Raw genomic sequence first — 2724 nt, forward strand, 5'->3', positions numbered from 1 at the left:
TAGCCGCTTTAGGACTCCCCGTCAAGGGGTCGCTTCCGCCGCTTTGCTCGCCTCCCCGCCCCGCCGCCCTCCGTCCGCTGGAGAGCCTTCCAGAATAACCTCCTCTCCCCTCCCCGTCAACCCCTCACGCTGCCACCGTCCCGCCTCTGGCTCGCGAGGGGTACATATGATAATTGGCTCCAGTCCGGTCGTCAAGGGGTTCGCTTCGGGCCCGGACAACGGCTCCCGTCGTCGCCGATCGTTCACAAAAGCCAAGCCCCCGCGGCATCGGAGCCGCGGGGGCTTGCGAAGGGGTGAGCGACGGGACTCGAACCCGCGACCTCCAGGGCCACAACCTGGCGCTCTAACCGACTGAGCTACGCCCACCGTGTGCGGAGAAAATCTCCGCGAACCGCCTGTTTGTCAACTGCCGCCGTGGACCGGGTCCGCGGCTCGGAGCCATCGAGCGCGCCAGATAGGACTCGAACCTATGACCTACGGCTTAGAAGGCCGTTGCTCTATCCAGCTGAGCTACTGGCGCCCAGTACCGGCAGGTCGGGGCGGCCGGATTTGAACCGGCGACCCTCTGCTCCCAAAGCAGATGCGCTACCGGACTGCGCCACGCCCCGATTCAGAACGCCAATTCTAGGACGAAAAGCGCTCTTTGTCAAGCTGGGACGCGAGCCATCCTCCTGCCGCACGGACGGCCTTCCCCCGGTGGCTCAGCTCGTTCTTGCGCTCCGGTGGCAGCTCCCCGATGGCGGCATTCTCGCCTGGGGCCCAGAACAGCGGGTCGTAGCCGAATCCGCCCTCTCCCCGCGGCTCGGGGAGGATGATGCCCTCGCAGGTGCCGAGGAAGACTCGCTCCTCTCCGCCGGGGAGCACGAGGGCGACAGCGCAGACGTAGCGGGCGGTCCGCTCCGCCTCCGGGACGCCCTCCAGCCGCTCCAGGAGGAGGGCGTTGTTCGCGCCGTCCAGCGCAGCCCCGGCGAGATCGGTCCGGCCCGAGAAGCGCCTGGAGCGCACGCCGGGCTCGCCGCCGAGCGCGTCCACGCAGAGGCCGGAGTCGTCCGCCAGCACGGGGAGCTCGCTGCGCGCGGCGAAGTAGCGCGCCTTCGCCATGGCGTTCTCCTCGAAGCTATCGAACGCTTCGATGGAATCTTCGTCGGGGCCCTCCGGGATTCCGGCCTCGCGCAGGTCGATCGGCTCCAGCGCGGCGTAGCCGGCGAGGATCTGCCGGATCTCCCCGAGCTTGTGGGCGCTCCGCGTGGCGACCAGGACCCGGCTCACCGGGAGACGGCTTCCCGCTGCAGCCGGCACAGCTCGCGGATCCCGGTGGTGGTCACCTCCACCAGGGAGGCGAGCTGCGCCGGCGCGAAGGGCGAGCGCTCCCCGGTGCCCTGGATCTCGATCAGTCCGCCGGACTCGACCGCGACCACGTTGAGGTCCACCTCGGCGCGGGAATCCTCGGAGTAGTCGAGGTCGAGGAGGATCTCGCCGCCGACCACGCCCGCGCTCAGGGCGGCCACGAACTCGCGGAACGGGGTGGCAGCGCCGGTCTGGCCCGCGATCCAGCGGCAGGCGTCGTACAGCGCGACGGCACCGCCGGTGATGGACGCGGTGCGGGTACCGCCGTCGGCCTGGAGGACGTCGCAGTCGATCGTGACCGTCCAGTCGCCCAGGGTGGACATGTCCACGCAGGCGCGGAGGCTGCGGCCGATCAGCCGCTGGATCTCCTGCGTGCGCCCGCCCACCTGTCCGCGCTCGCGGCGCCCGCGGGTGTGCGTGGCGCGGGGGAGCATGGAGTACTCGCCGGTCACCCACCCCGCCCCGCTCCCCCTCCGCCACGGGGGAACGCCCGCCTCGACGGAGGCGGTGCAGAGGACCCTGGTCTCGCCGAAGGAGACCAGGCACGATCCCTCGGCGTAGCGGGCCACGCCGCGCTCCAGGGTGACGGGGCGCATACGGCCCGGTTCGCGGCCGTGCTGCCTCGCCGCTGCTTCAGCCATCGGACGGTTCCCTTCCCCCCCTCTGGAGGATGGAGGTGGTGGAGCGGCCGGGGACCAGCGGCGCGATCACCACCTCGCCCCCGGCGGCGGCGACTTCGTCTGCGCCTACGATCTCTTCCAGGCGGTAGTCGCCGCCCTTGACCAGCACGTCCGGAAGGAGGGCGGCGATCAGGTCGCGCGGAGTGTCCTCCCCGAACACCGTGACCGCGTCCACCGCCTGCAGCGAGGCGAGGACGTAGGCCCGGTCTTCCTCCGGGTTCACCGGACGGGTGGGGCCCTTGAGCCGGCGCACGGAGTCGTCGGCGTTGAGGCCGACGACCAGGACGTCGCCGAGGAGGCGCGCCTGCCGCAGGTACTCGGCGTGGCCGCGGTGCAGGACGTCGAAGCACCCGTTGGTGAAGACCACGCGCTGCGTGCGCGGGCGGCCGAGGCGGGCGACCAGCTCCTCGCGCGTGAGGAGCTTGGCCGCGGGGTCCGGGATCTCTCCGGGCGGCGTGGTCACGGGGCGGCGGGCTCCCTGACCCGGCCATCGGTGGCGCCCCGCAGCCGGGCCAGGATCTCCCCCGCGCCGCGCTCCAGAAGCTCGCCCGCGAGGCGGCGGCCCGCGGCGGCGGCCTCGTTCCGGGCGGCCGTGACCTCGGAACGGAGGACTGCCTCGCCTTCCAGGTCGGCGACGAGGCCGCGGAGGGTGAGGGCATCCCCGTCCACCACTGCGAGCGCGCCGATGGGGATCTGG

At 71.9% G+C, this 2724-nt stretch carries 4 protein-coding genes and 3 tRNA genes; all 7 read right to left on the reverse strand.

Annotated elements, in window-relative coordinates; genetic code table 11:
- Positions 1-292: 292 nt before the first annotated feature.
- Positions 293-366: transfer RNA gene (locus VGR37_13205), tRNA-His, on the reverse strand.
- Positions 367-446: 80 nt separating this feature from the next.
- Positions 447-520: transfer RNA gene (locus VGR37_13210), tRNA-Arg, on the reverse strand.
- Between the two features lie 14 nt (positions 521-534).
- Positions 535-608 (reverse strand) — tRNA-Pro (locus VGR37_13215).
- A 16-nt stretch (positions 609-624) separates the two neighbouring features.
- The gene (gene rdgB, locus VGR37_13220) at positions 625-1269 is read right to left on the reverse strand and encodes an RdgB/HAM1 family non-canonical purine NTP pyrophosphatase (protein HEV2148356.1); all 645 of its coding nucleotides are present in this window, start codon (positions 1267-1269) and stop codon (positions 625-627) included.
- Positions 1266-1988: a ribonuclease PH gene (gene rph, locus VGR37_13225; protein ID HEV2148357.1), complete on the reverse strand. Its 723-nt coding sequence runs from the start codon at positions 1986-1988 to the stop codon at positions 1266-1268. Before rph ends, rdgB begins: the two co-directional genes overlap by 4 nt.
- Positions 1981-2490, reverse strand: coding sequence for a D-glycero-beta-D-manno-heptose 1-phosphate adenylyltransferase (gene rfaE2, locus VGR37_13230; protein HEV2148358.1), 510 nt, complete (start codon positions 2488-2490; stop codon positions 1981-1983). Before rfaE2 ends, rph begins: the two co-directional genes overlap by 8 nt.
- On the reverse strand, positions 2487-2724 hold a 238-nt coding region (locus VGR37_13235), incomplete at its 5' end, for a hypothetical protein (protein ID HEV2148359.1). The genes rfaE2 and VGR37_13235, both read right to left, overlap by 4 nt.

The organism is Longimicrobiaceae bacterium (genome assembly GCA_035936415.1).
GTDB lineage: Bacteria > Gemmatimonadota > Gemmatimonadetes > Longimicrobiales > Longimicrobiaceae > JAFAYN01.